Origin of the sequence: Streptomyces sp. NPDC101191 (genome assembly GCF_044767915.1) — a bacterium.
Lineage (GTDB): Bacteria > Actinomycetota > Actinomycetes > Streptomycetales > Streptomycetaceae > Streptomyces.
Genome location: NZ_JBIWOU010000002.1, coordinates 385,356 through 409,984, shown reverse-complemented (window position 1 = coordinate 409,984; position 24,629 = coordinate 385,356). Strand labels below are relative to the sequence as shown.

Annotated in this window: 15 protein-coding genes and 1 pseudogene; 4 read left to right on the top strand and 12 right to left on the bottom strand. The window is 74.2% G+C overall.

Annotation, left to right across the window (positions count from 1 at the left end; all coding sequences use genetic code 11):
* Nucleotides 1-20 precede the first annotated feature (20 nt).
* Entirely contained in the window at nt 21-818 is a 798-nt protein-coding gene (locus tag ACIRQF_RS08920; protein ID WP_404090160.1) for a thioredoxin family protein, read from the bottom strand.
* 274 nt (nt 819-1,092) lie between these two features.
* Nucleotides 1,093-1,641: a hypothetical protein gene (locus ACIRQF_RS08915; protein ID WP_382484910.1), complete on the bottom strand. Its 549-nt coding sequence runs from the start codon at nt 1,639-1,641 to the stop codon at nt 1,093-1,095.
* A 248-nt stretch (nt 1,642-1,889) separates the two neighbouring features.
* Here ACIRQF_RS08915 and ACIRQF_RS08910 point away from each other — a divergent pair, with 248 nt between their 5' ends.
* Nucleotides 1,890-2,687, top strand: coding sequence for a CAP domain-containing protein (locus ACIRQF_RS08910; protein ID WP_404090158.1), 798 nt, complete (start codon nt 1,890-1,892; stop codon nt 2,685-2,687).
* A 197-nt stretch (nt 2,688-2,884) separates the two neighbouring features.
* On the opposite strand, the gene ACIRQF_RS08905 is transcribed toward ACIRQF_RS08910, so the two are convergent.
* On the bottom strand, nt 2,885-3,592 hold the full coding sequence (locus tag ACIRQF_RS08905) for a response regulator transcription factor (protein WP_404090156.1): 708 nt from the start codon (nt 3,590-3,592) through the stop codon (nt 2,885-2,887).
* A gap of 198 nt (nt 3,593-3,790) precedes the next feature.
* On the opposite strand from ACIRQF_RS08905, the pseudogene ACIRQF_RS08900 reads away from it, so the two are divergent.
* Nucleotides 3,791-4,340, top strand: a pseudogene (locus ACIRQF_RS08900) (IS5 family transposase); the annotation flags it as partial.
* Here the strand turns inward: ACIRQF_RS08900 and ACIRQF_RS08895 are convergent.
* Nucleotides 4,289-5,041: a hypothetical protein gene (locus ACIRQF_RS08895; RefSeq protein ID WP_404090154.1), complete on the bottom strand. Its 753-nt coding sequence runs from the start codon at nt 5,039-5,041 to the stop codon at nt 4,289-4,291. The pseudogene ACIRQF_RS08900 and the gene ACIRQF_RS08895 sit on opposite strands and share 52 nt — an antisense overlap.
* Before the next feature lie 103 nt (nt 5,042-5,144).
* On the opposite strand from ACIRQF_RS08895, the gene ACIRQF_RS08890 reads away from it, so the two are divergent.
* The gene (locus ACIRQF_RS08890) at nt 5,145-5,858 is read left to right on the top strand and encodes an alpha/beta fold hydrolase (protein ID WP_404090152.1); all 714 of its coding nucleotides are present in this window, start codon (nt 5,145-5,147) and stop codon (nt 5,856-5,858) included.
* Nucleotides 5,859-6,114: 256 nt separating this feature from the next.
* Here ACIRQF_RS08890 and ACIRQF_RS08885 read toward each other — a convergent pair whose 3' ends face one another.
* From ACIRQF_RS08885 to ACIRQF_RS08850, 8 genes are all read right to left on the bottom strand, one after another.
* Nucleotides 6,115-6,771, bottom strand: a complete 657-nt coding sequence (locus ACIRQF_RS08885; protein WP_389758422.1) for a hypothetical protein — start codon at nt 6,769-6,771, stop codon at nt 6,115-6,117.
* Between the two features lie 189 nt (nt 6,772-6,960).
* Entirely contained in the window at nt 6,961-8,958 is a 1,998-nt protein-coding gene (locus ACIRQF_RS08880; RefSeq protein WP_404090150.1) for a hypothetical protein, read from the bottom strand.
* The gene (locus ACIRQF_RS08875; protein WP_404090148.1) at nt 8,955-13,067 is read right to left on the bottom strand and encodes a DUF5682 family protein; all 4,113 of its coding nucleotides are present in this window, start codon (nt 13,065-13,067) and stop codon (nt 8,955-8,957) included. The genes ACIRQF_RS08880 and ACIRQF_RS08875 overlap by 4 nt, the downstream gene beginning before the upstream one ends.
* Entirely contained in the window at nt 13,064-14,218 is a 1,155-nt protein-coding gene (locus tag ACIRQF_RS08870) for an AAA family ATPase (RefSeq protein WP_376634800.1), read from the bottom strand. The genes ACIRQF_RS08875 and ACIRQF_RS08870 overlap by 4 nt, the downstream gene beginning before the upstream one ends.
* Nucleotides 14,219-14,485: 267 nt before the next feature.
* Nucleotides 14,486-19,399 (bottom strand): DNA-binding protein, encoded by a 4,914-nt coding sequence (locus ACIRQF_RS08865; protein WP_404090146.1) that lies wholly within the window; start codon nt 19,397-19,399, stop codon nt 14,486-14,488.
* Nucleotides 19,396-20,280, bottom strand: a complete 885-nt coding sequence (locus ACIRQF_RS08860; RefSeq protein ID WP_404090144.1) for a DUF4132 domain-containing protein — start codon at nt 20,278-20,280, stop codon at nt 19,396-19,398. The genes ACIRQF_RS08865 and ACIRQF_RS08860 overlap by 4 nt, the downstream gene beginning before the upstream one ends.
* 312 nt (nt 20,281-20,592) lie before the next feature.
* Entirely contained in the window at nt 20,593-21,837 is a 1,245-nt protein-coding gene (locus tag ACIRQF_RS08855) for an SUKH-4 family immunity protein (protein WP_404090142.1), read from the bottom strand.
* Between the two features lie 417 nt (nt 21,838-22,254).
* Complete coding sequence (locus ACIRQF_RS08850) at nt 22,255-23,535, bottom strand: extracellular solute-binding protein (RefSeq protein WP_404090140.1); 1,281 nt, start codon at nt 23,533-23,535, stop codon at nt 22,255-22,257.
* A gap of 366 nt (nt 23,536-23,901) precedes the next feature.
* Here ACIRQF_RS08850 and ACIRQF_RS08845 point away from each other — a divergent pair, with 366 nt between their 5' ends.
* Nucleotides 23,902-24,603 (top strand): 2-phosphosulfolactate phosphatase, encoded by a 702-nt coding sequence (locus tag ACIRQF_RS08845; protein WP_376634303.1) that lies wholly within the window; start codon nt 23,902-23,904, stop codon nt 24,601-24,603.
* Nucleotides 24,604-24,629: the final 26 nt, after the last annotated feature.

The window sequence follows — 24,629 nt, the reverse complement described above, 5'->3', positions numbered from 1 at the left end:
TCCGCGTCTGCCGGCCGCCATCAGGCCCACTTCCGCAGGAACGCGCTCAGACCGTCCTGGGTGAGCTTCGGGTTGCCCGTCGAATGGGTCTCGGTCACGACGTTGCCGTTGCCGTCCAGGACGACCAGCACCGGCATCTTGTACGCGCCCTCGCCCGAGCAGTAGCTCCGCAACAGGTCGAAGGCGGCCGAGTCCTGGCTGCCGATGTCGACCTTGACGACGTGGTACGAGGCGTCGAGCAGCGCGCCCACGTCGCTCGTGGCGAAGACCTTGTCCGCGGCCTTGCAGTTGCCGCACCAGTTGGCGCCGAAGTCGATCAGCACCTTCTTCCCGTCGGCCTTCGCCGAGGCGATCGCCGCCTTGACGGCCCCGCGGGCGTCGGCGCCGGAGGGGTAGCCGGAGGCGAAGCCCGAGGAGCCGGATCCCGAACCGCTCTTCGTGGTGGACGGCTTGGCGGGCCTGGTCGTCCTCGGGGCCTCGGCCGGACGGGGCGCCGTGGTGGTCCTGGTGCCGGTCTTGCGGGCAGGTGCGGAGGCGGAGGCGGACGCCGAGGGACGTGAGGCCGGCGAGACCGAAGCGGAGGCCGCGGCCGGGGTGGCGGACGCGGTCGAGGCGTCCATGGGCTCGGAGCCGGCAGGGCTCTGGTCGGTGGGCGCGTCCGGCGCCGCGGCCACCGAGACGTTCTCCGCGGCGTCGTTCTTCGAGCCGCCGACGCCACAGGCGGTGGCCACGGCCGCGGTCGCGACGGTGAGGGTGACGGCGGAGAGACGGACGAGCCCCTGGATGCCAGCGGTACGTGGACGCCGGTGTGCGGACATGGCGAATCAACCCCTTGTGTCGGTGAGGTCTCCGGGGGCCTTGCGACGGCCCGCACCCGGAGCGGGGCCAGAACGCCGCCCGGCGTCAGGTCCGCCGGGGTCGGATGGTTCGTCCTGACCGACCGTGAGCATAGGGGCGGAGAGGGCGCGTGGAACCGTTCTGATGCCGGTCATGAGGGTTGCTTAAGGAACTGCTCAGGTTCGTGGCGCCGAGGCCGGAACCTGGCACCGCGCGGGCGGGAGGCCGCCGTGGTGACACCGTGGTGACACGGCCTCACAGCCGGGTTTCGCGCACGCTCGCCTTCGCCGTCGGGACCACGGTCGCCGTGATCTGCGAGCGGTGGGCGTCGCTGGTGAAGACGACCACCAGGGTGTCCGGCGCGGTCTGCTCGGTGCTCGTACGGAAGCCGGGGGCAGGCACGGCGGAGACGAAGCACACGCTGTCGCGCCCGTACTGGACGGTGACCTTGCCGCCTTCGGACGGAACGGTGTGCAGACCGGGCCCACCCGTGCACTTCGGCGACGGGCGGAAGGCGGGGGTGACCGGCACCCGGCTGGACGAGGGCGACGGCGAGGGCGTCCGCGAGGCGGGGCGCGTCGGTGCGGACGTGCGTGTCGGGGTGGCCGAGGGCGTCACGGCCACGGACGAGGCCGGAGCGCCCACGAGGACGGACGGCGAGGGGTACATCGCCTGGACGGACCGCGCGGCGGGCGGGGTCGGCCGGGTCAGGCCGATGACGAAATGCACGGTGAGCATGACGGCGGTGACGCTGGCTGCGGTGCACGACAGCCATATGAGGAGGTAGCGCGTGAGGCGGGGCACGGCATCAGTGTGGCCGACGGCCGGTCGGCCGCCCGCGCGGCCCCCGGCATGCCGCCCTCGCGTGGCAGCGGCCGAACCTGAAGAGAGGCTTAGGCCGTTCTGAGCGGATCCCTCAGACAGCGTTCCGGAGGCCCGGGCCCGCCTACGATCCGGTCACGGCGAGCGGCGGAACGCACGTCGCGGCCCACTCGCCGAGGTCGGCCCTCCCGTGGCCGACGTATTCACCCCACCCCCTGGAGGATCCCGAGATGAGTTCCCGTGCCGCCCATGGACGCCGCGGACACCGTGCCCCCCGGCCCCCGCGCGTCAAAGCGGTCGTGGCGGGCATGGGAGCGCTGGCCTTCGCCGCGGCCTGTGTGGCCGGGGCCGAACTGACCGGCTCCACGGCCGGCCGGGCCGGCTCCGTCGCCCTCGACACCGGGGCACCCGGAACGCCCGCGGCCGTCCCCTCCACCTCCGACCCCGCCCCGGCACCCGCTCCGCCGATCCTCACCACCCGCTCCGGCACCACACCTTCGCCCGAGGCGGCCCCGACCACCACGTCCCCGTCCACGACCACCGACCCGACCCGCCCGGCCCAACGGCCTACGCCCGCGCCGGCCACCTCCTCGGCCAAGAAGAGGACGCGGGCCCCCGCACACGACACGGGCTCCCGGCCCGCGGGCAGCAGTGAGGCCGACGAGGTCGTACGCCTGGTGAACGTGGAGCGCGCGGCCGCGGGCTGCAAGGCCCTGGCGGTGGACGCGGACCTCACGCAGGCCGCCCAGGACTACAGCGACAGCATGGCCGCCACCGGGAACTTCTCCCACACGGGCACGGACGGCTCCCAGCCCCAGGACCGGATCGAGGCGGCCGGGTACACGTGGTCACGGTCCGGCGAGAACATAGCCAAGGGACAGGCCGACGCGGCCGCGGTCGTCGACGCCTGGATGCACAGCCCCGGCCACCGCGCCAACATCCTCAACTGCGGCTTCACCGAGATCGGCGTCGGCGTCACCACGGACGGCGGCCCTTGGTGGACCCAGGACTTCGGCACCCCCGCCTGACCCTCGCACCCCCGCCTGACCTCGCGCGGCCGCCGGGCCGCCGGGCCGCCGGGTGGCCGGGCCGTCGGCGCGAGGCGCTTCCTTCGTCCGGGGACCGGCACGATGCCACGCCATCCGTCCGCCCCCGGAGCCGTCCCGGAGCGGCGCGTGCCCGCTCGCGCGTGGGCCCACCGTCGCGCCTGTCTCTCCGGCACGCGTCAGTGCGGCGCCACGAGCTTGATGCCGACGCCCCGCACGGTGCGCAGATAACGCGGTGCGGAGGCCCGCTCGCCGAGCTTGCGGCGCAGCGACGACACGTGCACGTCGATGGTCTGGTCCTCGATGTAGGCCTCGCGCCACACCTCCGCGAGCAGACGGCGCCGGGAGACGACCGCGCCGGCATGCCGGGCGAGATAGGCCAGCAGATCGAACTCCCGCCGGGTGAGCACCAGTTCACGTCCTGCCAGATAGGCCGAACGGGCCAGCGGGTCCACCGCGAGTTCTCCGACCGTCACCGGACCCGTCGGGTCGACGGCGGGGGACGGGCCGGCGGCCGGCGCGGGGCCCGCGCTGCGCCGCAGGACCGCCGACAGTCGTGCCATGAGCTGGGCCCCGGAGAAGGGCTTCACCAGATAGTCGTCGGCTCCCGCGTTCAGCAGCTTGACGATCTCGTTCTCGTCGTCGCGGGCGGTGGCGACCACCACGGGCACGTTCGAGATGCCCCGGATCATGCGCAGGGCGTCGCCCCCGTCCAGATCGGGCAGACCGAGATCCAGCACCACCGCGTCCAACCCGCCCCCGGTGACCTCGCGCAAGGCGCCGAAACCGTCGCCCGTGCTGCGTACCGCATGACCGTGCTCCGCGAGGATCTCCATCAGCGAGGCACGGATGCTGGGGTCGTCTTCGACCACGAGTACGCACGGCATGGCGGTCACCCTACAGCGGCCTGTCCACGATCCGGACGGGGCCGTACCCGGTGCCGTGACGCACGGGTCCGCCGGGTTGCCGGTGGGGGCGGCCGGCCCGGTCCCACCGCGGTGAGGGGGCGGTCACCAGCCTGGCCGCGGGCGGGCCCAGGCGTATTGATCACGAGCGTTGGCCCGCAAAAAGGGGCCCCGGTCGGCGAGCCCGATGACAATGCCATCGGCCGGTCCCGCGGCGGGCTGACCACGAGGACCCACCTCGCCTCCGATGCCCACTGCCGACCACTGACTTTCGTCCTCACCGCCGGACAGGCCGGTGACGCACCCGCCTTCACCCTCGTCATGGCCCGCCTACGCGTACCTCGGCCGCGAGGACGTCCCCGTACCAGGCCGGACCTGGTCCTGGCCGACAAGGCGTACTCCTCCCGAGCGATCCGCGAGCACCTGCGCAAGCGCGGAATCCGGGCGGTCATCCCCATTCCGGCCGATCAAAGCGGCCACCGGCTGCGGCTCGGCAGCCGAGGTGCCAGACCACCCGCTTTCGACCGCGAGGTGTCCAGCAGCGCACCACCGTCGAACGCTGCATCAACCGCCTGAAGCAGTGCGGGGTATCGCCACCCGCCACGAAAAGACCGCAACCATCTACCTGGCCGGACTCAACGTCGCTCGCATCTTCCTCTGGTCTGCCAGGCCAACGCCTCAAGAGCAGGAGCGAACCGCATCGTCCCAGGCGCCGGGACTCCGGTGGTGATTCTTGTGCCCCGCGGCGAGCACGTGGCGCAGTTCGGCAAGGTGCCGGGTGTTCGCGGGGAGATCCAGGTGGTCGAGGAGGCCCTGTGCGGCGGCCGGTTCCAGGTCGCCGTAGACGTCGTGGAAGCTCGTCAGAAGGCCGCGGAAGAGAGCCGGATGCAGGGTGGGAAGCCGCATGGCGGTGCGATACGCGGGCTCCTTCACCGTCCAGCGGACCGGGCCCGAGCACTCCAGAACCCGGCGGGCTCGGCGGAGCAGGGCCTCCGACCGCTCGGCCACGACCCGGTCGATGTCGTTACCGAGAACCTCGGCGAAGGCCGTCGCGGAAGTGGTGTGGTCCTCGAACCAGTCCACCCACAGCGAGTAGGTGACGGTCTCGGCGTCCCGGTCCGCTTCCAGCCGCCGACGATAACCGTCCCACAGCACGTCGACCGGCAAAGGGCCCTCCGCGTCGTCGTTCGCGAACCGGATCTCGCACGTGACCCAGTACTCGTCGAGGAGGTCCAGCAGCCCGAAAGCCAACCGCACCTGATCTGCCGCACCCAGGTCTTCGGCGAACACATCGCCAGCCCAGGAGTGCGCCACCTGGTTGGCGGTGAGCAACGTGTCCGGCTCCTCGTCACTCACCCACCCGTCGCGCACCTGGCTGACGCCCTGATCAGCCAGCCAACGCCGCGCTGCTTCCTCGGCTTGCAACCCCACTCGGGGAGTATGACAAGCCTCGCAAGATCCGAACGAAGCGGCCTAGGTGTGTATCGAAAGTATTTTCTAGGAGATCGCTAGGGTGCCCGGCTACGGTGCGGGCATGGTGAATTTCGTGCTGGTTGCAGGGGCACGGCTCGGGGCGTGGGCGTGGGGCGAGGTAGTGCCGTATTTGCGTGCGGCCGGCCACGGCGTCCATCCGTTGACGCTGTCCGGTCTTGCTGACAAGCGGGGTGTACCGGCGGGGCAGGCCACCCACGTCCAGGACATCGTTTCCGAGGTGGAACGCCAGGGTCTGCGTGAGGTGGTCCTGGTGGGCCACAGCTACTCGGGCATCCCGGTCGGCCAGGCCGCGGAGCGGATCGGTGACCGACTGGCCCGCGTGGTATTCGTCGACTCGAGTGTTCCCACTGACGGCGAGTCGTTTGTCTCCGCCTGGCCGGACGGCGGGGCGGCAGTGGAGGCGTCGATCGCCGGGAACGGAGGGTTTTGGCCGCTCGCGCCGGCTGCTCACTACGAGGGCGAAGGTCTCACCGATGAGCAGATCGCACGCCTCGTGCGTGGCTCGACGCCTCACCCAGGCGCCACGCTGACCGAGCCCGCTGTGCTGGCGGGGCCGCTCGGTGAACTTCCGGCGACATACATCCTGTGCGTGATGCCGGGGGCCGAGCCGGACGACGCCGAGCCCGACGAAAATGTGGCCGAGCTGGTGAACAGCAAGCGCTGGCGGCTGGTCAAGATGGACACCGGCCATTGGCCGATGTTCTCCCAGCCGCGCGAGCTGGCACAGATTCTCCTCGATGCTGCCGTGGAGTGAGGGCACATCCGTGCCTGCGGGCTTGTCTTGGACGCGGTTGATGTGTGCCGGGCACGGCCATTCGCAGATGGCCGCTTTGAGAACGGTCGCCTCGTAGCGACCGCTGGCTTGTCGTATCGCGTGGCGACGGCGCGGTACCTCTTGAGGCGGTTGATCCCACCCTCGACCGCGCGCGCTCACGGTAGTCGACGGGGTCGAACTTCGGCGGCCGGCACCACGAGAGGCGCGCGCTGTCGCGGTGACGCGCCTGGTCGGGCTAGGCCCGCGGTGTGCTGTCCGAGCGCCATGTGGTGAGACGGGGGTGGCCCGGGAGTTCGGCGCGGCCGGTGGCCCACAACAGGGTGAGCCAGGGATCCGTACCGCCCGGAGCCTCGGGAAACAGGCGGGCGAGCACCCGTGAGCAGAGAGCGGAGGGCGGGGTCCAGTCGAACCCGAAGCCTTCCGCCACATCGTGCATGTGCACCAGCATTTCCCGCACCCCCAACGCCGCGAAGCCCTCGGGGTCCGACACCCCGGCCCCGTGGTGGGCGCGGACCTGGGGCGGCGTCGTACGCACCATGGCGACCAGCAGCGCGCCGCACGCCTCCATCACCTGCACCAGGCCGGCCGGACCCGCATCACGGTCCGCGTAGACGAAGACCATGGGTGCGTCCGGCCTCTTCCGGCTCAACGCGAAAGGCACATGGGTGTCCAGCGGCGGGTTCTGCGGCCCCAGCTGCACGGCGTAGTAGAACAGGTCGTTGGCGAGGTGCTCGACGGTCTCCCAGCAGTCCCACTCCAGCGAACCCGCCTTGTCGCTCCACCCCTCCGGGGGCGCCTCGCGAAGGACGCCCACGGCGAGCCGCACGGCGAGGTCGACGTCGTCCGCGGTGACGGGAGACGCAACTGGTTCGGTTTCGACTGTTCGAGACATGACGGCACCGTATCGCGGGAGGAGAAGGCCCCCCTTCCGTCTGGGGCGTGGTCCGTGAGGGTGCGCCGGCAGGGGTGATCAGGCTGCTGCTGTCGTCTCGGCCCGCGGGTCGTCGTCGAGGAGTCGCCGACGGATACCTCGGCTCGAGCCGGCCGGGCGGGCGTTGTCGCCCGGCCGGCTCAGCCGTACTCAGGACCAGGACGCCGCCACCAACGCCCTTTCCGCCGCCGCCAGATGGACGGCCGACGCGAGCCAGGCCCGCGCGTAGGCGTCGGCCGAGGCGTCGGTCAGACGGCCGAAGGCGTCGCGCGGGCGACGGCCCGCCTCTGCCCTCAGGGCCTGCGCGAGGTGCGCCGCTCCGCCGAGTCCCGCCCGGGTCAGCCGGGCCACGAGCGAGGCCGCGTCCGTACCGCGGCCCGACTCCGCCACCGCACGGCGACCGCCCGCCACGCCCGTCTCCAGCAGACGCCGCACCCGCCACAGAGGCGCGTCCGCCAGAGGGTCGGGACCCGTCGGCACCGGCCCGATGGCCGGGGCCTCCGTCGTCGCGCGGGGAAAGTGCTCACCCTGGAGCCGGTCGTAGCCCAGGTCGGCCCGGCCCTTCCACTCGTCCGGCAGCCGCAGCGTGGCCGCCGCCCCCGGCACCGGCCCGACCGCCAGCGGCCGCAGGGTCGCCGCCCGGTCCAGGTCCGGACGGCCGAGCACGCGCATTGCCAGGCCCGGGTGTTCGGCGACACGGCGCAGGTTGGCGGCGTGCGGCAGCTCCGGATGGGGGTGTGCGGCCCGGAGCCGCAGCAGGGGCCCCTCCCCGGCTACGCGTACGACGACGCAGTCGCCGGCCGCACCGATCACCTCGACGTCACAGCCCAGCAGACCCGGCGCCGCCGCAGTGCCGTGCTCGCCCACCCCGTCGCCGGCCTGGGCGAGCACGGTGGCCATGGCCTCCCGCACCGGCCGGGCGAAGAGAGCGGCCGCCGGCTCCTCGGACCAGTCCACCCCCCGCAGCGGCGTGGCACCGACGCCCCGACCCGCCCCGAGCCGCCCGTCCTCGGAGACGGTCGCGCCGACGATCCGCAGACCCCCGCGCGCCAGGCCGGCGTGGTCCAGGACGGCGCCGCCGAGCGCCACGGACGCGGAGCCCGCACCCTTCACACGGGCGAGGCCACCGGGACGTACGTCGGACACCGTGTACCCGGCGCCGTCCGCACCGACCAGGTGTGTCGTGACGCCGCCGTACCCGGTCGCGGACAGCACCGGCTCCCGGCACAGGCCGTACACCCGCAGGCTGCCGCCCTGTTCGTAGACCCGGCGCGCGGAGCCCGCGGCACCCGTGTCGGCCGACCCGGAGGCCAGCACGGCGGCACCGGCCAGCAGTTCGCGGAAGGCCTCCGCGAGGTCGCCGAGGCGCTGCCCCTGGCTGCGCTCCCGCGCGGCCCGCAGGCCCCGCACGACACGCAGCGCGGCGGCCTCGGCCCTCGGGAGCCCGGCCAGCCGGGCGGTGTGGGCGGCGCGGAGCAGCTCGGCCTGCACCACCGCTCCACCCGCGCCGACCCCGGCGGACAGCGCCTCGGCGGCGGCGTCCCACAGGGCCCCGGCGGCGCCGACCTGTGCCGCGGTGAGCGCGACGGACGCGGCCGCCCCGGCGTCGCCTCGGGACGGCGCCGCGTCGGCCGGACGGCGACGGCCGCTCCTCGCCGCCTCGGCGGGCGCCCCGGGGCCGGTGCTCGGCGAGCCGCCGCCTCCTGGGGGAGAGGCCCCCAGCTCCCCGGGTCCCGAGGCCGTCGGCGCGCCCGCGGCCGTACCCGAACCCGTGCCGGAGGGCGCTCTCGAGTCCGAGGCCCCGTCCGTGTCCGGGGCCTCGGACTCGCCCTCCTCGCCCCCCTCGTCCACCCGGTCGGCGAGAGGGGCCGCGCCCAGGACCGCGGCCCGGTGCAGACAACGCGGCGCCAACAGGCAGCTGCACACGGCCTCTTCCGCGCTCGTGACCGCGCCCGACGGGCCCGGGCGCAGGGTGACCGTCGCGTCCTCGCCGAGACGGACCTCGACCGATCCGTCGGCCGCGGTGGCTGCCAGGCCGGCACAGCCCGCGGTCGCCGCGTCGAGTTTCTTGCGCAGCCGTGCACTGAGCTGCTCCACCGCGTCGGCAAGGACGTCGGGGGCGACAGGAGGCAGGAGTTCGGTGCTCAACGGGCTTCTCCACGAAGGCGGTCGCCCACCCAGCGGGCGAGGGCGAGCGGACTGAGGGCGGCCACGGGCATGCCGGCCGCGACGAGTTGGCGTGCCACCGGCACCGAGTAGCGCGGCGTGCCGGTGTCGTCGAGGGCCGCGCAGCCCAGCAGCTGCGCGCCGGAGGACGCCAGGGCACGCACCTCGCCCAACAGCCCGCCGAGCGGCGCGCCCTCCTCGAAGTCGCTGACCACGACGACCAGCGTGCGGCTCGGTACGGTGATCAGCGAACGCGCGTGAGCCAGTCCGGCCGCGATGTGCGTACCGCCGCCGACCTTGACCTCCAGCAGCAGCGACAGCGGATCGTCGACCCGGTCGGTCAGGTCGATCACCTGGGTGGAGAAGGCCAGGAAGTGGGTGGACAGGGTCGGCACCCCGCCCAGGACGGCGGCCGTCAGCGCCGACCAGATCACCGATGCCTCCATCGAGCCGGAGACGTCGACCACGAGGATCAGGCGCCAGTCCGCCTCCCGGTTCGCCCGCGTGCTGAACAGCGGGCGCTCCGGTACGACGACGAGTCGGCCGTCCTCCGTGCGCCGGGTGTGGGCGAGGTTGGCCCGCAGGGTGCGCGCCAGGTCGAGGCGTCCGCCGGGCCGCCGGGTGGGGCGCGGGGTGGCCAGGCCCGAGAGCGCCGGGCGCAGTCGGGTGGCCAGCTCCCGGGCCAGCTCGTCCACGAGCCGTTTCACCAGCGGCCGCAGCCGGGCGAGTTGGGCCTCGGGCATGCCGCCGGCCAGGGACAGCACCGAACCGAGCAGTTCCACCGAAGGCCGTACCGCCGCCGGATCGAGCTGCGCGAGCACGTCGGTGCGCCCCGCGTCGGCCGCGTCCGCGAGCACTTCCTCGCGTACGTCGGCGCCGAAGAGGGCCTCCAGCTCCTGTGCCCACTCCCGGGCCGTGGGGAACGACGGGTCCTGGCCGCCACCCTGGCCGGATGCGCCCCCGTCGAGGTCCTGCGCACCCTCGCCGCGCCCGCGGCCGTAGAGCTCGTCCAGGGCGTGGGCGTAGCGGCGCGCGTCCCCGGCGAGCCGATCCTTGTGGCGGCCGAGGAGCAGCCGCCAGCGGTCGGTGCGGTCGAGCCGCCGGTCCGCGTCCGCCGTGGCAGCGGTGTCCGCCGAGGGCGTGGCCGGGGGCGCGTCGGTGAGCGCATCCGTCAGCGCCTCCTCCGGGGATCCGGGGGCGAGTTCTCCGGTGGCGGTGGCGGTGGCGGTGGCGGTGGTAGTGGTAGTGGCGGTGGCGGTGGTAATGGCGGTGCCGGGTGCGGGTGCGGGTGCGGTTGCGGGTGCCACGGGCCGGGGGCCGTCGGAGGCGTCAGTCCCCGGCAGACCGAGGGCCTTCAGCGCGGCCGTGCCGGCCGCGTCGGCCGCCGCCCACAGGCCGAGCAGCTCCGGCGGGGCGTCGAGCGAGAGGTCGAGAGGGTCGCCGAGCCGTTCCGTCACGGTGGTGAGCAGCCGGTCGCGCGCGGCCGGTGCCAGGGTGTCGAAGCCGCCGCGCAGGGCCGGCAGCCGGTCGAGGAACTCCTGGTCGGCCAGCTCGTCGACCCGGTCCAGGAGAGGGGTGAGCGCGTCCGGTGAGGCCTGCAGCAGGGGTCCTGCCGCGGTGAGCAGTCCGGCGAGACGCTTCGTCAGCGCCCGGCGCGTCTCGGGAGCCGTGGCCCCGTCGATCCAGCCGGCCGTGCGCTCGCCCAGGCCGGCCGCGTCGTCCAGGTCGAGCAGGACCCGGACGGCGAGGGCTGCCCCCTGGACGAGCGGGGAGCCGTCTGCGGCAAGTTCGGCCAGGGCCCGGTCCAGCCGGAGACCCAGATGACGTGCGGCCGCCCGCTCCGCCAGCGCCACCAGCGCCCCCGCGTCGGCCGTGCTGTCGCTCCCGGCGAGACCGGGGAGGGACCGGACGGCGGCCTCCAGCAGCTCCTCCGAGAGCGCGCCGGCCCTGGTGCGGGTGTCCCGCGTCGTGCCGGGAAAGTGGCCGCGCCGCAGCCCCTCCAACAGGTCAAGGGCCTGAAGGAGCACGGGCAGATCGGCGCTGTCGGGCAGCACGGCGGAAGCCTCGCGCAACCGCGCGTCGACCAGTTCGGGCAGGTCGCAGCGCGCTGCGGCGGCCAGCCCGGCCAGGACCTGGTCCGGGGTGGGGCCGCCCTCGGCGGCCTCGCGGCGCGCGGTCGCGGCGAGCGTGCCGGCCGCGGCCTGGGCCGCGGTGACTCCGCGCACTCCCGCGAGGTCCAGGCGCGCGGGCACGGACGGCGTCCATGTCGCACGCCATTTGGTGCCGAGCGCCGTGCCGTCGCCCGTGCTCGCCACGGCGAGCGGCTCGCCGTAGGAGGCCCCGATGACGAGCAGGCGCTGGAGCAGCACCTCGCGCCGGCCGTCCAGGGGCGAACGGAGCGGGTCGAGGCGCAGGTCGCGGCGGTCGGGGTCGTCCGGGCGGGGCAGCCGCAGTTCCGCGAGCTCCTCCTCGACCGAGGGGCCGAGCCCGGACCGGGGCGCGTGCGGGCTGATCCGGCCGCGCGCCGTCCCGACGAACACGGCCTCCAGCGCACGGGCCAGGGCCCGGCCCCGGCCCAGGGGTTCGCCCTGACCGAGGACGGTGGTGACGGCCTCCAGGAGTTCGCCGCGGCCTGGCGCGGGCAGACCGCGCAGGGTGGCCAGGTCGCAGGCCAGCCGGAGTGTCTCGGCGGCCTCGCCGGTCCCCGCGGTGTGACCCGCACGGCGCATCTCCCGGCACAGGCCGGTCACCGCGTCGGCGGCCGCCGCACGGATCCGCTCCGGGTCGCCGGCCGCGGCGAGCACCGCCTGCTGCCACAACGGGTCGCGGATACCGGCGGGGTAGCCGGACCGGGAGTCGAGCAGGTCGAAGGAGTACGGGACGAGCGAGGTCACCGCCGGACCGTCGGTCCCAGCGGGGACGCCTTCCCTGGTCCCGTTGGTCCCGGCGGGGATGTCTTCCCCGGTCCCGCCGGTCCCCGCGGGGACGCTTTCCCCGGCCCCGCCGGTCGCCGTGGTGCCGTCGAGCGCCTCGGAGGTCGTACGCGCAGCAGTCTCGGAAGCGGTGCCCGAAGCTGCGCGCGAGTCCGCGCCCGACACCGACCCCGCGCCGGCGTCCGCGCCGGCGTCTGCCTCGGCGCCCCCGAGGGGAACGGACGAGAGGAGGTCGGACGTGAGGAGCGCGGGCGCGTGGAAGGCGCCGATCACGGCTGCCACTCGGCGACCGCCCGCCGAGGCGGAGGCGATCACCTGCCGCATCCGTTCCTCCCGCGCCAGGTCGGTGGCGGGTACGGCGGCGTCGGCGCGCAGGGCCCACCCCACGCCCAGTGCCGCGCGGCGCACCGCGTCCGGCGGGCACCCCGGTGCGAGGACCTCCACCGCCCGGTCCCACAGGTCGTCTCCGTCCCGGCCGGTCCCCGCCGCGGCGAGCGCCTCGGCGTACGAACGGCGCCCCTGCGCGGTCCCGTCGACGGGACCCGCGTCGATACCGTGGCCGTCACCTCGACCGTCATCGAGACCGGAGCCGGGAGCCTCGGTCGCTCCCGAGGGCTCTGAGGCCTCCGGGGCCTCCGGGGCCCCCGGGGCCGCGGAGGCTCCCGCAGCACCCGCAGCACCCGCGGCACCCGCGGCTCCCGCAGCACCCGCAGCTCCCGCGGCACCCGCGCACGCGTCGGCGTCCGCGCCCACGGCCCCGCTCCCTTCCGGCTCGCGTACCGGTCCGGGTGTCTCCGCCGACCAGCCCGGGTCGCCCAGGGGCAGGTCGCAGCAGACGACCTCCACCCCGCGCTCCCTGGCCCAGCGGACCGCCGCGAGCTCCGGCGAGAAGTCCGCGAACGGGTAGAACGACAGACGTCCGGCCTCGCCCGCCCCGGCCAGAGCGACCGGGGCGACGGTCTCGGGGTCCGCCAGGTGCTCCAGCCAGGGCTGGAAATCGGCCGGCAGCTCGACGCAGACCACCTCGGCCCGGGCCTCGTCCAGCAGCGCGGGCACCACCGCGGCGAGAGCCGGGCTGTGGTGCCGCACCCCCAGCAGGTACGGCGCGCGCGACGCGGCCAGCGCGTCCACCGCCGCTCGTGGATCGACGGTCGTCAACGCAGGCTCCCGCGCAGGTCCCAGAGACGGCGCCACATCGCCGAGCCGTTCTCGGCGCGGCGGCGGACCGGGCCGTCCCAGTAGCCCAGCAGGCGCGCGTGGTCGGCCGGGTCGTCCTTGCGGACGACGCCCAGCAGATGGCCCGGCAGCAGGTCCAGCACGTCACCACCGGGCAGATAGGCGGCGGCGACTCCCAGCGAGGCCGCCACCTGCACGGCCTCGGCGGTCGACATGACCGTGCCGGGCCGCTCCACGTCCCAGCCCTCGGTGGAGCGGCCGGAGCGCAGGTCGCGGAAGACGGTGACGAGGGCGTCCAGGACGGCGTCGTCGACGGCGAAGGCCGCGCCCGCGCGCTGCACGGCGGCGACGGCCTGGCGGCGGATCAGGACCGCCTCGGCGTCGGCGTCGGCGATCGGGTCCACGGTCTCGAAGTTGAAGCGGCGCTTCAGGGCGGCCGACATCTCGGAGACGCCCCGGTCGCGCAGGTTGGCGGTGGCGATGACGGTGAAGCCGGGGACGGCACGGACGACCGCGTCCTCGGTGGCGGTCAGTTCGGGCACGCTGATCCGCCGGTCCGACAGGATGGACACGAGGGCGTCCTGGACCTCGGGGAGGCAGCGGGTGATCTCCTCGACCCGCACGACGCGCCCGGCCCGCATGGCGGCGAGGACGGGGGAGTCCACCAGGGCCTGCGGGGTCGGGCCCTGGGCGAGCAGCAGGGCGTAGTTCCAGCCGTAGCGGAAGGCATCCTCGGTCGTGCCCGCCGTCCCCTGCACGGTCAGCGCGCTGGTCCCGCTGACGGCGGCCGCGAGGAGCTCCGACAGCATCGACTTGGCCGTACCGGGCTCACCGGTGAGCAGCAGCCCGCGCTCTCCCGCGAGCGTGACGACACAGCGTTCGACCAGGGCGCGTTCTCCGACGAACTTCGGGGCGATCACGAGCTTCGACGGCAGGTCCGGCCGACGCTCCGGCAAGGTCAGCTCCCTGCCGTCGCTGCCGCAGACGAACGTGACGACCGCGCGCGGCGTGAGCGCCCAGCCGGGCGGCCGCGGGCCGGGGTCCTGGGCGGCGAGGAAGGCCAGCTCGGCGGCGTGGCGCTCCTCGGCCGGCTGACCCTGCCGGACGGGGGCGGTCTCTTCGGTGACGGTCATTCGGGGATTCCTTCGTGATGGTTCGACATGCGGGCGTACAGGAGGAGGGGGTCGGGGGGGGGGGCCCCCGGGGGGGGGGGGCCCCCCCCCCCCCCCGGGCCGGGGGGGGGGGGGGGCGGGGGGCGCCGGGCGGGGGGGGGGGGGGCGGGCCCCCCCCGACGCCCCCCGCAGGGGGGGGGCCGCCGGCCCCCCCCCCGCCCCTCCACGGAGCCGCGTCGGCGCGGTGCCCGAGCGGTGCCTCACCGGCCCGGGCTCCACGGCCGTGCCTCAGCGGCGGCGCCTCGTACGCCGGACCTTCAGCTCCTCGAAGCGCGGGACGTCACCGTCGAGGATCCGCTGCCACGCCCGCGTGAACAGCTCCACGGCCGGCTCGATCGGGACCAGCGCCCCCAGCGCCGGCCGGTTGCCCGTGACCACCCCGTACATCGGCAGCTTCCACTGCTCGACGGGCAGGAGCGGTGAGGACTGCTCGGCCCAGGCGCCGGGCAGGAACAGCGCGCGTCCCGCCCGGGCCCGTACAGCCGACACCACCAGCTCGGTGTCCGCCAGCTCGGCCCGCGCCGCCTTGAGGCGGGCCGGCTTCCACCCCGTCCACCGCGCGGTGTTGCGGTCCGTCGGGTCGGGCATGGCCAGCAGCATCAGGTACAGCGTCGCCGCGTCGGCGCCCAGGCCGTGGGTCCCGGCGACCTCGGCCACCAACCCGGGCACCGAACGCGCCGGATCCTGCGGCCACCACATGCCCTCGTCGTCCGCCTCACCGGCCGCGGGCGCGCCCGGGTCCGCCAGGAGACGGGCGAACGCCGGGTCGTGCGCACGCCGCAGGGCGGTCTCGACGCCGGTCGGCTGCTGGTCCGCGCCGCGCAGCGCCACCAGATACGGGTCCGACCCGGTCGAGTCCAGGAGGGCGGGCCGTACGGCGGGCTGGGGCTGGCCGTCCTGCGTCGCCATGAGCACCGCTCCGTACCGCTCGTGGTCAGGGGCCGTCTCCGTCGGCGCGCCGGCCACCTTCCTGAAGTCCGCGAGGCTCGTGTAATGCCCGGCGGAGAGCAGCAGTTCGGGTGCCGCCAGTCGCTGCCGAACGGCGGTCAGAGCACTCGGCAGCGCCGCCCGTACCGGATCGCCGGCCGGCAGCCGGTGGGCCAGCCAGGCCGCCAGACTCATCGCGCCGGCCAGTACCGACGAGGTGAACGGCGCCTCGGCGGGGGCCACCGTCGCCGGGTGGTCGCCCTCGATGCGCCACGCCACGTCGACGCCGAGCTCCGGCGACGCCGCCGGGTCCAGCAGCGCCGGGAGCGCCCGGTGGACGGGCCAGCCACTGCGCGCGGCGCGCGCGGCCTCCGCCGCCAGCCAGTCGGGCACCTGTCGGCGCCGCCCCACCTTCTCGTTCCACACGGCCGCCGCCGAGGCGACGTCCGGGCCCTCGGTCCACAGCCGCGCCGGCTCGTCGGGCAGGAGCGCCGCGAGCACCGCCCGGCGCACCTCGACCGTGAGCGCGCGCAGCTCGTCGCGGGCGTGCCCTGCCTCGGCCACCTTCAGTCCGAGGGCCTTGCGCAGCTCGGTCGGCAGGAAGTTGTTCTCCCAGCTGTCCACGTCGGGCATGCCCACCAGAACGATCCGGGCCAGCGCACCGGACACGCCGGTGAGGCGGCTGAACTCGTCGGCGGCCTCCGCCAGGAACGGCGCCTCGGCGCGGGAGCGCGCCTCCCGCAGGAAGCCGGTCAGCCAGTCGGCGCCGCGCACCCGGTCGCCCACGAGCGCGTCACCGCGCACCGTGTACGGCCCGGGCACCTCGAAACGCCCGCTCGGGTCGTGGAACAGCGCACCGAACTCCTGCCCGTCGGCGACGCTCGACGTGTGCTCGGTGATGCCGAGCGCCGCGCCGCCGCCCAGGGGCAGCACACTGCGGTGCGAGACATTGCGCTCCTGTCCGTCCGGGGTGCGCAGGTGGGGCGCCGTCAGGTGCACCAGGACCCGGCGCCAGTGACCGGCCGAGGCCGCGGTCGAGGCCAGCCCCAGGGCGTCGACCCGGTCGAGGAGACCGAGCAGGGCCTCACGGTGCGCGGGGTCGCTGCCGGGCGCGACGGCGCGGTAGGCGATCGCGGCGGGCTCGTCCAGGAGCGAGGCGAACGGCAGCCCGGTGTACGGCAGCGACGGCAGGTCGAAGTGCAGCCGGCCCGGCTTCGCTTCGGCCGCGGTGTCCGCCCGTACGGACGCCAGCGCCTCCAGGTAACGGTGGGTCGCGTCGCTGTCCGCGCCGTAGCGGTAGTAGCCGGCGCCGACGATGCCGTGCAGCGCCTTGCCGATCACCTGGTCGCTCGGCCCCTGGACCCGGGGCTGAGCCTGCTCGGCGGCCGGGTCGAGTCGCGCGGCCACCGCGTCCAGCGCCTTCTGCTGCCGCACCGCGAAGCGCAGCACCTTCACCACGCCGGCGATCAGCTCGGGCGCCGAGACCTGCGGCAGCGCCGCGGCCACCAGCTCCGGCAGGTCCGCCGCCCGCTCGGCCAGCGCGGCCGCCTTCAGCAGGACGCCGGCCGACTCCGCGTCGGCCCCTCGCAGGGCCGCCGACCCCTGCGGATCACGCGCGCGCAGCATGTACAGATACGGCACCGGCGGCAGGGCCTGACCCGCGGTCCCGTACAGCTCGTTGCGGTGGTCGCACCGGGCGGTGGTCGTGACGACGCCCTCGGGGTCGCTGAGCGACAGCTCGCGCCACTGCTGGGTCAGGGCCCGCGGCCGGTCGTCGCCCGGGAACGTCAGCGCGGCGACCGGCTCGCCGGCGTCCTTCGGCAGCGTGACGAACCGTCCGGTGGTGTCCTCGCCGTGACGGCTGCCGTCGGGCAGCCGCACGACACGCCACCCCAGGAGCCCGTCCACGGGCGCTCCCTGTGCCGAACCCTCCACGGTCGGGGCGGGCCGCAGCCAGGACGAGCCTGCGGACAGCTCGGCCCCGGGTGCGTGCCGCAGCAGCGCGTCCGCGAGGAATCCGGGCTGCGAACGTCGCCCGTACGCGCCGCCTACCGGGTCGTACTCCACCCAGCCGCCCCGGTCCTCGCCGGAACCGCTCTGCCACACCCAGTACGACGTGCCGTCGGACACCAGCGGCAGCTCCCCGGGCAGCTTCGTGTCGCCGCTGTGCAGGACCCCGCCGCCGGTGGTGCGCCCGCCGCCGGGCAACGGCAGACTGAGGTGCTGCGAACGCATGGTCCAGTAGTCGGTGCCGGCGAGGCCGAACACCGTGTCCGGCGCGGTGTGCCAGTAGCCCTGCGGTTCGCTCTGACCGTAGGTGCTCCAGAACACCAGCAGCGCACCGTCCACGTAGTGGAAGCCGGTCCGCCACACCGACCCCGAGGGCACCCGCAGATCGTGGACGAGAACGGTGGTGTCCGCGTCGATGACGCGCACCTGCGTCGCGTTGGCCACGATCAGGTACGGCCAGGCCTCGACGACGGTCAGGCCGTCGGTGCTGTACTGCCCGGGCGCCAGCTCCGACAGCGCCTCCTCCCACGCCGGCCAGCGCAGCTCCTCCCACAGTCCGCCGCGCAGGGTGCGTGCCACGGTCTCGCCGAGATCGGCCCCGGCCGCGGCCGCGACCTCCTGCGGCGCGAGCGCGAGTGCCTCGGAGGGCAGCCACGAGAGCCGCTCGATCGCACCCGGCAGCCCGGGCAGCCCGGCCGCCACCGACGAGACGGCCACCTCCCGCATCCACTCGGTGAGCATCGGGCGCCCGCCCGGCGAGGCGGCCAGCCGCCGCATGACGTCCGCACCGGAGGACGCGCTGTTGTAGCCGTTCGCCCCGCGCCGGAAGGCGGGCCGGAATCGAGGGTCGGCCGCCAGCGCGACCAGGTCCCGCGGCTCCGCGCCGCGCGCCCAGTCCGACAGGTTCAGGGCGTCGCCGCGCCGACCGCGTCCGTCCTCCTCCTCGGGATCGGCGACCGCGATCCCCAAGGAGAGCAGGAGGTCCAGCACATTCGCGTCCTCCACACCGATGCGCAGGCACCGCTCGCCCTCGGGCCGCGCCGCCAGATCGGCACGCAGCCGGCCGGCCGCCCGCTCCACCAGCTCCAGCAGGGCAGGCGGCGTGGGGCGCGGACCCCAACCGCGGTGCCGGGCGGCGTGGAAGCGCTCCAGCCAGCCCGCGGCACCGTCGGAGCACCGCTCCTCCTGCGGCAGGTCCGCCTCCGTCAGACCGGCGTCGGCCCCCGACTCCGCCAGCACCCCGAGCCACGTCTCGGCCATGTCGCCGTTGTCCCCCGGCAGGGTCATCGACAAGAGCGTGCCCCGCACCGACGGAACGCGCCGGGCCAGCGCCACCAGCGCGCCGCGGTGTGACTTCCACCAGCCGGCGGCCGCCCGCAAGGTGGCAGGCAGCGGCAGGATCTCGGCGAGGTAGTCCTGCTCGGCCTCGTCGCCGGGCAGGGCCGCGGCACGAGCGAGCCGCTTCAGCTCCACCGCGGCCTGGGCGGACGGCGCGAGGCCGCCGGCCGTCCGGCGTACGCACAGGCGCCGGAAGCGCTCGTACGCCTCGACGGGCGCGAGCCGCGCCGACAGGTCCTTGCCGTAACCGGCGAGGACCTTCACCGGCAGGGCGCCGGCCAGCGCGAACTCCAGGAACACGGCGTCCAGCCGGTCCTCGTCGACCGTCAGCCCGTGCTGCGCCTCGCTCGTACGGGCACGGCCGAACAACTGGCCGGCGTACGTGGTGTTCTCGACGGCCAGGAAGACCCGCGCGGCCTGCTCGTAGAAGACGGGCAGGAAGTGCGGCACGGCCGAGGCGAGCCGCCCCGCCAGCTCGTGGCACGCGTCCAGCGCCGCCTTGGGCTTGCTCTTGGCCTGCCGGGCCAGCCGGTCCAGCTCCGGCACGACCGCGAGGGCATGGTGCCCGTCCTCCGGGTGGTGCACCAGGACCCACTCGGGGAAGCCGAGTTCCCGGCGCCGACCGAGACCGACCACGGCGGGCTCGCCCTGGAGCTCGAGACCGAGGAAACCGGCGGCGAGGTCCTCGGCCGGGCCGAGTTCGGCCGCGGCCAGCCGCACGACGACCCGGTCCTCACCGAGCACCGCGTGGCGGTAGGTCCGCGCGGTCAGCTCGACCGCCGAAGGACCCGCTCCCTGTGCGTCGGCCGGCAGCACCGCCCCCGCCGCGAGCAGCTCCCCGTTGTCGTTCACACCCGTGCCGCTCACGCTTCCCCACCCTCTTCGATCGTGCGGCCGGCGTACAGCGCAGCGGCCATGCGCATCCCCTCGGACCAGGCCACCGGCCCGACCTCGGCCAGCCGCACCGCGCGGCCGTCCTCGTCGTGCCAGCTCAGCGCGCCGGTCTCCGACTCCCCGTCCCAGTACGGCTCGCCGATCCACACCGACGCCTCCGTGCTGCGGCCGCCGTCGCGCACCTTGCACGTCGCGTAGCCACCGGACACCCGGTAGCCGAGGCCCGTGGCGCGCGCGGCGAGACCGAACCGCGAGGCGAACTTCCCGCCCGCGTAGTCCCGCACCTCCGTCGCGGTCGCGGTCGCCGTCGCCGTCCCCGGACGCCCGGCGTCCGACCCGTCTGGCCGCTCCCAGGTGGCCCGGTGGATCTGCTCCACCTTCTGGGTGATGCCGAGGTCGGCCGCGAAGTCCCGCACGTCGTCCAGGTCCGGCAGGAGCACGGGATGGGGGAGGGTCACCGTGCGCGGCGAAAGACGCACGGTCTCACCGTCCAGGTCGACCACCTTGAGCTCGCCGTCCGCGGTGACGTCCCTAAGGAAGCCGACCTCGTCCGGGTCGTCGCCCACGACGGCCATGTCGCGCAGCGCGGCCTGCCATGCCGCGTCCGGCCACACCCGCGCGATCAGCTCGGTCGGAACCGGCAGCGACGACACCATCCAGGCGTCCACCTGGGCCACGCACGAAGCCGCGTGCCGGTCCAGCCACTCGGCGAGCTGCTTCAGCATGTCGGCCTCGGCACTGTCGCGCACCGCCTTCGGCAGCGTCTTCAACTGCCGCCCCCCGGCGCGCCGTGCGACCACACGCCCGTCCTCGAGGGTGATCTCGTACCCCTCACCCGCTGCCAGCCACGCCATCAGCCGCGCCCCTCCGCCTGTCCATGAGATGTCAGCGCAGCCCGAACCAAGGGGAACGACGCCCCTGAGCCGCGATATGAGGGGAGATTAACGAGGGCCACTGACAACGCGGTCGGCCCCCCGGAACCCGGGCCGCGGAGTGGGCGCCAGAGGTCCGTCCCGGCGTTGCCCGGCGCCGACGTCCGGCGGTCCTCGGCCGTCGAACGCCGACGCGCCGCCTCACCGGCCGGCAGGACGTGCCGACGCCGGGCGGCAGGGAATCCCGGCCCCCGGGTCCAGCCGGCGCCGGGGGAGGACGCCGCACAACGGAGGTCAGAAACCCCACGGACCGAGCTCGACGACGGCCGCGAACAGGTGCTCCCACACGTCCTGCGCGGGACACTCCTCGTCCACCGTGAGGGGCTCGAGAGCGGCAACCTCCAGGAGGAAGTCCTGCCTGCCGTCCTCGCCCGGGTACGCGTTCCAACAGGCACCCATGAAGCGGTACACGGCCTCCAGCAGTCGTACGAACGTCTCGGTGTCACGGGCGAAGGGGAACGGACCCTCGCCGTTGCGCACCATGGACACGGCGCCCGTGTCGGGGTGGACGAGCACCCGGCCGGTGTCGGCGTACGCCAGCTCGAACGTGCCCAGGTGCAGCAGGCCGTGCTCGTCTGGCGCCGACCCGTGCGCCTTCCCGTCGGCCCAGGCCAGCGTGAACGTCGCGACACCCGCGGCGAACCAGGTCGGCAGCCCCGCCGTCACGGCGAGCTGCCGGGTGGGCGCGTGCGTGAGCGCGGCGGGCAACTGCTCCTGCGTCAGCCGTACCGTCCCGTCCGCGTCGAAGGCCTCCTCCATGCGGGCGGCGTCCAGAGGGGTCCCGGCCGCGCCCGGCCCCGTGAACCACGGTCCGCGCTCGCCCCAGCGGACTGCGTCGGCGCCTTCACCTCGGTGGGGGCCCGCGCCGTTGTGCTCCAGGACCACGACACCGCGCGGCTCGAAGAGCACGACGCGGCCGCCTCCCAACGGTACGGGCTCCTCCCAGGTCCCGGGCTGATGGAGACCGTGGTCCTCGTCCGGGTCGAACGGCACGGGACCGTCGGCGGGGGCGCCGTACGGCCGCTCGGCGAACTCGCCGTCGGCGGGCGCGGGGACCTCTTTCCCGGTAGCAGGATCGAGCCAGCGCTCCTGCGTGTACTGCGCCCACAGCTTCAGCAACAGGCGCCCGTCCTGCGCCTCGTGGACCTGGACGTCGGCATCGCCGCTCAGATTCGGCTTGGCCCGGTAGGCGCCGACCGGGCGCCACCATGCCCAGACGGTCCGCCACGGCATACCCGGTTCGGCCTCGGCGACGAGATCCGCGTAGGCGTCGTGGCCCAGCACCTTCGCACCGAAGTGCAGCCACGAGGCGAACTCCGCCCGCGGCACTTCGGCGCCGTCGAGGATCGTGACGGCCTGGGCGAAGGCTTCGCGGCCCGCCCCGCCGCCGTCGGCGGGCAGGTCCCGCAAGCCCTCGGGCCGGGCATCGAGCAGGGCCGTCGGGGAGGCGAACAGCCTGTCGAGATCGTCGTGTGTCATGCGGCCATGCTGTCAGCGCGTGGACCCGGACTGACGCGGGGTCATGGCTCACGGGGGTGCGCGCTCCCGCGGTCCGCGGCCGGTTCGCATCAGAGCCGGTCAGGCCGTGCGGCATTGCTCGGCCGCTGTCGGCTCGCGCGGTACGGCACGCCACGGTTGTCGCCCTGTATGCCTTGTGGGCACGGAGCGGGCGACGGGGCGGGCGTCCGGTAGACGCCGGCGTAAGGGTGGGTGGCCGCGTAGGAGTGGGCCACGGAGAGAAGCGGATGGAGAAGTGGAGCGGACCGCACCTGGAAGAACCGGGGAGCGGGAACCGACGTCAACTCCGGCGACAGGGAGAGGCCCCGACGAGGGGGAGGAGGATTCGACAGTGGGGAAGGGAGGAGGTCATCCCCCACGGATCCTGATCCCGGAGCCTCAGCTCCGCTTCGCGATGTCGTCCGCCTGCCGGGCGATGTCCTCCAGCACGGCCTTCGGGTCGGCGGTCGGCGCGACGGCCTTGCCGATGTTCTGCTTGATGGTGTTGCTGACCTGAAGCCAGGACGGCTCGTTGACCGGGTACAGCTGGGAGACCCGCAGTGCGGTCAGGAACTGCTCGACGCTGGGGTCGGCCGCCCCGTCCTGCGACGCCTGGGTGGCCGAGAACGTGGAGGGCAGCAGGTGGTAGCGCCCGGCGAACTCGAGGAGGTTCTTGTCCTCGTAGACGAAGTCCAGGAACTCCCCGACCAGTTTGCGGTTGTCGTCGTGCTTGAAGGCCATCATCCAGTCGGCGACGCCGGCCGAGGGCGGCGTCTCGCCGTCGTCCAGCGTGTCCGACACCGGCATGCTCAAGGTGCCGACCTTCATGCCCTGCGCCCTCGCCTCGTGGAGGAGCGAGGGGTAGCCGTTGACCATGCCGACGTCGCCGCGCAGGAACGCGGCGAAGGCGTCCTGCCGATTGAGCTGGGCGGGCGGGACCGGGCCGGTGAGGCCGGGGGTGACCAGGTTGTTCCTGATCCATTGGAACGTCTGCGCGTTCCGGTCGGACGCGATGCTGTACCCGCCGCGGGTGTCGGTGTACCCGCCGCCGTTGCTCAGTTCCCAGATCAGGGCCTCGGCATGCGCCTCCTCGGGGCCGAGCGGGAGGGCGTACGGGTAGGGCACACCCTCCTTCTTCAGCGCCTTGGCCGCGGCCTTCAGGCCGGACCAGGTCTTCGGCGGCTCCGCTCCTGCCTTGTCGAAGAGCTCCTCGTTGTAGAAGAGGAGCCGGCTGCTGGCCACGAAGGGCAGGCCGTAGAGGGTGCTGTCGATCGAGCCCGCCTCGGCGAGCGGAGGCAGGAAGCTCGCCTCCGCCCGGATCGACAGCACTTCGTCGGCGGCGTACAGGCGGCCCTGCGCGGCGAAGTCGGAGTAGGCGCCCATGAGTGCCACGTCCGGGGCGTTGTCTTCTTGCACCATGCGCGTGACCTCGCGGTCGACGTCGGCCCAGGGATAGAGCGTCACCTCGATGTGCGTGCCGGGGTGAGCGGCGCTGAAGGCGGCCGTGAGCTTGTCCCAGTACGCCTTGGAGCTGGTTGCCGGGGTGTCACCGTACTCGGCGGCCACCAGGCGCAGTGTCGTTCCTCCGTCGCCCGTGGACGAGCCGCAGGCCGTGACGAGGGAGCCGAGTAGTCCGAGTGCGGCCACGGAGGCTGCCGTGCCGAAGAGTCTTGGTCGCACGGATGTTTCCTCTGATCTTTTTGGACAATGTGCGTCCGGAATTCTCCCCCGCCCCAGGACGTTTTGCGTGCCCTGACCAACGATTGTGGCCCTTGCTCCAACTGCGCCTGTTGCGGCTGGTGTCTTCCGATATACCGAGACTGACCGCTACGCGCGTAGACTTTTGAGGATGCCCAAAGCGCCCCTCTTCGCGACCGCGACCGCGACCTCGCGCCCTCGCCGCCTCGCGTCGAAACGCGACGACCCGGCGGCAGTGATGCCGGTGCAGCCCCCTCCCAGCGGTCTGCGAGCGGTGCTTCGACACCTTCGACGTGAGGTGCGCCACTGTTCCGGCGCCCCGGGTGGTGCAGGAGTGATCATGGTCGGATGGACACCCGTTTCCTTGGGATCGCCGAGTTGACCGAAGTCCCCTCCGTAGCGGTCGTCGTCGACGTGATGCGCGCCTTCACGGTCGCCGCCTGGGCGTTCGCCCGGGGCGCTGAGAAGATCGTTCTCGCCGAGTCGCTGGACGCGGCCCTGGAGCTCAAGGGGCGCCACCCGGATTGGGTGGCGCTGAAGGACGGTCCCCCGGCGCCCGGATTCGACGCCGTCAACTCGCCGGGCATGTTGCGGTCCACGGACCTTGGCGGGCGTACCGTCGTGCAGAAGACCACGGCAGGGACGGTCGGGGCGCTCGCCGTCAAGGAGGCGTCGCTGGTGCTGTGCGCCGGCTTCGTGGTGGCGGAGGCGACGGCGCAGTGCCTGCGCACACGCGGCTGCGACGGCGTCACGTTCGTGGTGACCGGTGAGGACGGGCGGGCCGACGAAGACCTGGCGTGCGCTCAGTACATCGCCCGGAGAGCTGCGGACGCCGCGACGGACGCTGCCGAGTTCCTGCGCCGTGCCGGCGAGTCACGGGCCGCCGGCGAGCTGGCCGACGGGGTGCGTCAGGGAGTCCACCCCGACGATGTCGAACTCTGCCTCGAGCTCGACCGGTTCCCCTTCGCGATGGTGGCGGCCTTGGAGGACTCCCTCATGGTTCTCCGTCCCCACGAAGTGCCTTCGCTGACGGACGCTGCACCGATCTGACGTCTGGTGGGCGCGACCCGTCCGGC